Source organism: uncultured Maribacter sp. (assembly GCF_947495965.1).
Classification (GTDB): domain Bacteria; phylum Bacteroidota; class Bacteroidia; order Flavobacteriales; family Flavobacteriaceae; genus Maribacter_B.
The window spans coordinates 25,151-31,150 of record NZ_CANMBB010000013.1 but is presented as its reverse complement, the minus strand read 5'-3'; the positions used below and the strand labels follow the sequence as shown (position 1 = coordinate 31,150).

The 6,000-nt window shown below is 30.6% G+C and carries 6 protein-coding genes; all 6 read right to left on the bottom strand.

Going from position 1 to position 6,000, the window contains the following annotated elements; translation table 11 throughout:
- Window positions 1-179: 179 nt before the first annotated feature.
- On the bottom strand, window positions 180-1,064 hold the full coding sequence (locus Q0820_RS16680; RefSeq protein ID WP_298489397.1) for a response regulator: 885 nt from the start codon (window positions 1,062-1,064) through the stop codon (window positions 180-182).
- Window positions 1,061-3,340 carry an ATP-binding protein gene (locus tag Q0820_RS16675; protein ID WP_298489395.1) on the bottom strand — a complete coding sequence of 760 codons (2,280 nt, stop codon included), beginning with the start codon at window positions 3,338-3,340 and terminating at the stop codon, window positions 1,061-1,063. The genes Q0820_RS16680 and Q0820_RS16675 overlap by 4 nt, the downstream gene beginning before the upstream one ends.
- Window positions 3,340-4,545 (bottom strand): DNA cytosine methyltransferase, encoded by a 1,206-nt coding sequence (locus tag Q0820_RS16670; RefSeq protein WP_298489393.1) that lies wholly within the window; start codon window positions 4,543-4,545, stop codon window positions 3,340-3,342. The genes Q0820_RS16675 and Q0820_RS16670 overlap by 1 nt, the downstream gene beginning before the upstream one ends.
- Entirely contained in the window at window positions 4,546-4,761 is a 216-nt protein-coding gene (locus tag Q0820_RS16665) for a helix-turn-helix transcriptional regulator (protein WP_298489391.1), read from the bottom strand.
- A gap of 412 nt (window positions 4,762-5,173) precedes the next feature.
- On the bottom strand, window positions 5,174-5,638 hold the full coding sequence (locus Q0820_RS16660; RefSeq protein WP_298489389.1) for a Spy/CpxP family protein refolding chaperone: 465 nt from the start codon (window positions 5,636-5,638) through the stop codon (window positions 5,174-5,176).
- Between the two features lie 159 nt (window positions 5,639-5,797).
- Window positions 5,798-5,977, bottom strand: coding sequence for a hypothetical protein (locus tag Q0820_RS16655; RefSeq protein ID WP_298489387.1), 180 nt, complete (start codon window positions 5,975-5,977; stop codon window positions 5,798-5,800).
- Between the last annotated feature and the right edge of the window lie 23 nt (window positions 5,978-6,000).

Genomic DNA, 6,000 nt, shown 5'->3' with positions numbered 1-6,000 from the left:
CGTATACGAGACCCGTACGTACGGTGGTGTGAGAGGCGCACTCTCCTCAATTATGGGGAGAGCCGTCTACTCGATTACCTGGCTGGCTTTCTTTCCGCAAACTTGCTAGCGTTGGCGTGAAAGCTCTTTTAAATTTGTGAGGCACGAGCAAACTTTAAATGTGCTTGAACTTGCGTTGACTATTTCCCCAATTCCGAATTCAAACTGTCAATATTCCCTTTATGTTTTAATAAATCCTCTCGGACTTTTTTACAGAAGTCTTCATTAAAATCTAATCCATTTTTTCTGTCTCTGAAATACTGACGCTCGCCATCATCAATTAATTCAGCGTGTGCAAATTTATTCCTAATCAAAATGATTTCTTTTTCATAGTCTGCCATTATAGACTTTATTTCCCCATCACTTAAATTTCTAACTATTGCTCTCCATCTATGAGAAGCACCTATAGTTCTTAAAATTGATTCAATATCTTCAACTTTGTCAATATATTTATTGAACTCCTCATTCGATTTTATATACTTCTTTTTAATTGTAGCAATAACTTCTTCTGGTGCTTGAGAACTATCTACTATTTTTTGAAGAATATTTTCCATTTCAACATCTAAACTACTAGTCTCGTGCATAATCATACCACGCATAGCAACTATACTCTGAAACTTCTTAATTGTAAGTTCAATCAAATTTATTGTAGCCCTTAATACTTCATCTCTGTGGTCACCAAGAAGAGTGTTTGTTTCAAGGAAACTTACTCTACTAATCTTATCGGTATCTTTTAAATCAGCCTTTGCCGTATAGAAAAGAATTTCTGTCATTACTGAATAATCTTGACTACGGATTTTTTTAATTACTTCATCACCATTTATGTCATTAAGATGATAATCTGTAAGTATAAGGTCATATGAATTGTCAAGTTTTTCGAAAAATTCATCTGACTTCGAGGTTGTGATAATTTCTGGTTTAAAACCTTGTAGAGACAAATATTCCTCAACTTCTTCTATAATCTCGTCTTCGATAAAGTCTTTGATTTGGTCATCCAACCATAATATTTTGTAATCTAATTTCATTTGATAGTTATTTTAATGGTTGTACCTTCCTTTATCTTTGATTCTATATCTATATCACCTTTTAGGCTATTTTTTACTATGTCATTCACTTGAAATAATCCAATTCCAGAGCCATTAGTAGTTGTAAAACCAAGGTCATAGATTTTAACAAGATTCTTTTCAGGAATTCCTTTTCCATCATCTTTAAAAGAAATAACAAGGTTATTCTTTTGCTCCGCAAAATTTATCTTTAAAGAATTTGCTTCAGCTTTTTCTGCGTTAGAAATTATATTATCAATTATTGTCGTGATTTCAAGAGGTCTAAACTCTTTTACAAACTCTTTGTTTTCAAGACCAGAAATTATCATACTCATTTTAGTATCAATAACTTTGTCTTCTAATAAATAAAGTTCATTAATATAATCCTTAATAAAGTCAACTAAATCCATTTTAACTTCAGAAGCTTTAAGATTAAAATTAGCTTTCGTTACGAAATTTGCAATAGAGTTTATCTTGGATGCTTCTAATGAAATTGTCTTGATGTACTTTTGTGTTTTATCATCAATATTATCTGGACCAAGGTGTTTAATTAAGAGTTTTAAGTTTCTTGATACACGACTTGACGAATGATAGATTTGATGCTGAAGCCCAACTATTCTTTCCTTATCAGTTCCAATCAAAGAACCTTGAAACGCACCTTTTTTCTTTTCAGTTTCTAGATTAGTTTCTAACTCCTCATTTTTGATTAAGCTATCTAAAGCTTCATCTGAAGCTTCTTCAGTTGACTTTTTTAAATCATCAAGGTTTTTTTCAATTTTAGAAATACTATTAACAATTTCGTCTTTATCATAATCATCACTTTCTAACTGTTTTTTAATTTTAGTTAGAGTGTTTTTAGTTGATTTCTCTTGTTTTTTGTCTACTATTTCAAAAATTTCTGGGGAAACCTCAAAAGAAATTAATTCTTTCGATTTTGTAAGATTAGTAACCAGTTTTTCAATAGCCTCTTGTTGGCTTTGATTATCTAATTTTATGTAATCTTCATTAGATAATTCGTTTCCCCAATCAGTTATATCAATGATATATTTTTCTAATTTTTTGATTGATGAATAGAACCAATCTACAAGTTCGAAATATGCTTTTGTTTTAATTAAGCCATCACCTCTACTAGATGTTTCTTTTAGAAGTTCATTTGGTTCAGCAATCGAAATATAACCTAGTACATCTCTAGTCCCTAAATATCTACTATAACCTTGAGTTTTTCGATTATCCATTTTAAAAGGGTCTTCACCTCTTTCTCCATAAGGATAAATACGTAATCCATTTTTGTAAACAAATACGTGTCCATATTGAATGGGTTGTGTTCCCATTCGTCTAGTAAAAGTTGACTTTGCAGACTGATTTAAGTGATATATGTGAACGTCTACATTATTTAAAAAATTATATGAATTTGATTCAATTATTTTATAAACTAATTTTCCTCCTTCAGTTAGACTAGTTGTTATTTTACCATTGTCTATTGTACTGATAATTTTTGTGGTCTTAATTTCTAATGTTTCGAAAATTAAGTTTTGAATTTCTCCATTTACAGTATTTTGATATTCACTTTCATTCTTGTCATTTTCAATTTCATCAGGAACAATCAGTTCTATTTTAAACTGGTCACCTTCAATTTGTGTATTGGGGTTAATAAGCTTAGCTAATGCATCTTTTAAATCGAGAAACTTGTCTTTATTCCAATCACTTTTTAGATTAGTTATTTCTAATACTGTACCGTGTTCAATATTGTAGTTACTTTTAGCGATAGTCTCGTGAATAACGCTAATATTTACAAATTCTTCTTTTAAGTTGCCTTCAAACTTGTCCCATTCTGTAAGTAATGTTTCAACTTTAGAATTTAATTCATCTTTTATTGTTTCCAGGTATAGTTCACCACCAAGTCTATCACAAGAAAAACGTCCAATACCTTTTGCTCCTGCGTAAGCTCTTTTTATTTTTATTTTATCGCGATAATCATAACTATCTTCTTCTGTACCTTCTTTTTTAGCAGAATAGGCAACAAAAAGCCATTTATTAATTAAGTCATCATAATTCATTCCTTTACCATTATCTTTTATTATGATTTTAGCATTTTCGGAATAAATATTTTCGAATGTGATTTCAACTTTTGTTGCGTGAGCATCATAAGAATTCTTGACAAGTTCGAAAACAGCAATGAAATCATCACTAATTAAGTCACTTCCTATGATATTCTTTAATGCAGAACTAATTTTAAATTGTAAAGGTGTTTTCTGCATTAGGATATAAGCTGTTTTAGAATTACACCAGCTTGTTCTCCAAATAATGGCGGAATTGCGTTTCCAATTTGTGAATATCTAGGAACTTCTTGAGTTCTTCTTTTTCCTCCTGTAGTATATTTTCCTTTGAACTCATAGTTGTCTGGAAAAGATTGTATTCTCGCATATTCACGAACGGTCATTATTCTCGGTTCACAATAGTGAATATAGTCATCTGGTAATGTTGTAATTGTTGGGGTAGGTTTGTTCGCTTCAAGAATCTTTGTGCTACTTTTTTTAAGCTGAAATCTTTCTCTATAAGCTGAACTTGTTAGTTTTTCATCTAATGCAATTTTGAACCTAGCTTTTATTGGTTCAGTATGTTTTGCAAATCTGTGACTATCAACTTTACTGTTTTTTCTTTTATACTTTCTAACAAATTTTTGATATTCTGATAAAGCTTCACCATAAACACCTTCTTTAAATTTTGGTGTTTCAGATTCTATCACTCCATTAGACTGTAATAAGTCAGAAATTGCATTTTCCAAAGTTGGATTCATAGTAAGATTCTTACTAACTAAAAAGGCTTCTTTGTTATCTTGAATTCCATTAAAAAAACTTTCTTTATTTATAGAAGGATTTTCTTTGATGAAATCATTTTGAATACCAACTAAAATAAACCTTGTACGTTTTTGAGGAATTCCATATTTTGAGAAATCTATTAATTGGCCTTTTACAGAATATCCTAAATTTTCTAATTGCTCGACAACATAAGTCGAGTATGCTCTTCCTTTTTTGTCATTGTTTTTGAAGCCAAGAGTAAAACCTTTGACATTTTCAAAGAATATCAATTTTGGTTTGACATAGTCAATAAATTTAATATAGGAGTTAATTAAGTCATTTCTAGAGTCATTTTCAATTCTTCTTCCAGCCATTGAAAAACCTTGACAAGGCGGACCACCTGCTACCAAATCAATTTTGCCTCTCAACTTAATTAAGTTCTCAGAATTATTTTCGAGAATTTCATTTATATCGTGATGTTTTTGTTCTAACCAATTTGGCCAATCAAAGTGCTTTTTCTTTTTTATTAGATTATGTTCAAGAGTTTTAAAAGCATCCTCACTTTTTTCAATTGCAAAAGCACCTTTCCATCCAGCATTATGCAATCCTAGAGAAAGTCCTCCGCAACCTGAGAATAGGTCTATATATTTTTTAGAATTATTCATTTAAGCACTTTCTTTGGTTGAGTATAATAGTTCTCTAATGTCAATATCTAATGCATTAGCAATATTTAGTAAATTTTCCAAAGATGGTTGTCTAGCATTAGTGCACCATTGCGATATTGTAGATTCGTCTTTGTCAAGTTTCTCCGCTAACCATTTATTTTTTCTTCTAGTTTCTGCGAGTGCGACTTTGATTCTATTTATTTCCACTTTTGCCAATTAATTTGTGTTTTACGCAAATATATTAACTTATTGCTAATAATATTTACATTTCATAAGTTATTTTCAATCGGGTGGCGGTGGGGAAGGGCAAGCTCTTTTTATTTTGTGAGGCACGAACAAAATGAAATGTGCTTGACCGTGTGGCGGCTTTTTTTTAGCTTGCAGGTAACTTGTTATATCGAGAACAATATTCCAACATATCCCCTATACATTTCCGGATAACAGGACATTTTGTTCTCGTTTACATCAAATATAATATTTGTAAATAAAAAAACATTTTAATTTGTAGGAATAAAAAAAGAGAATAGGATTTTTAAAATTTACTTAACCCATTAATAAATATATAAAAAGCCGCATTCTTTACAAATACGGCTTAACATTCAACAATAAAAAACGTAATAAAAAACTCTTATTTTTCTTCTTTTTTAGGTCCTTTTCTTTTTTTAACATATTTTTTATGCTTTCCCATTCTTTTAGACCTATGCGCCTGCATTTTTTCCCATTTCGTATATTGCTCATCAGAAAGTATTTGTTTCATCTTAGCTTTTTGAGCAATTTTATGGTCTAACATAGCATTTTGCATAGCAAAACGTTCTTCTTTTGTAGGTCTTACTCCTTCTTTATCTTTGCGCTTGGCTTTGCGCTCTTCCATTTTTTCTTTTCGTTCTTTAGCATTTTCTAGAGTTAAGGCTTTTACTTTGCTTTGTTGGGCAGTTGTAAGGTCTAAGGCTAGGGTCATTTTCTTGGTGTGCAATGTAGCTATCTGTTCTGGAGTAAAATCTTCCATTTTAGAATCTTGCTTTTTTCCTTCTGGTCTTTGTGCTATGGCGGTTATGCCAACTAAAACTAATAATGTTACAAATATCTTTTTCATGTTTTTATTTTTTAAAGATTATACTCCTAAGACTGTTATTTTGTATTAAGGTTTAATAGTATGCACTACTTTGTGAATTTTTTAACAGCTTTAGGGTAAAAAACAAAAAAGGCACAGAGTAGCCTCTGCGCCTTTTTTTAAGTAGGTTAATTTGGGGGGTTATTTTATTTCTTGTATTTCTACCGCAGTAGTAGAAATGGTATTGTTCGTATTGGTTTGTAGTAACTCTGCAGTTTCTGTATACGTTTTGTTTTCTGTTTGTGAGTCTGTAATATGGTATGTAAATGCTATTGCTACAAATGCTACTAAATACGCTAAACTTTTTATTTTATAAGTCATGATTCGGGGTTTTTTAATTTCTT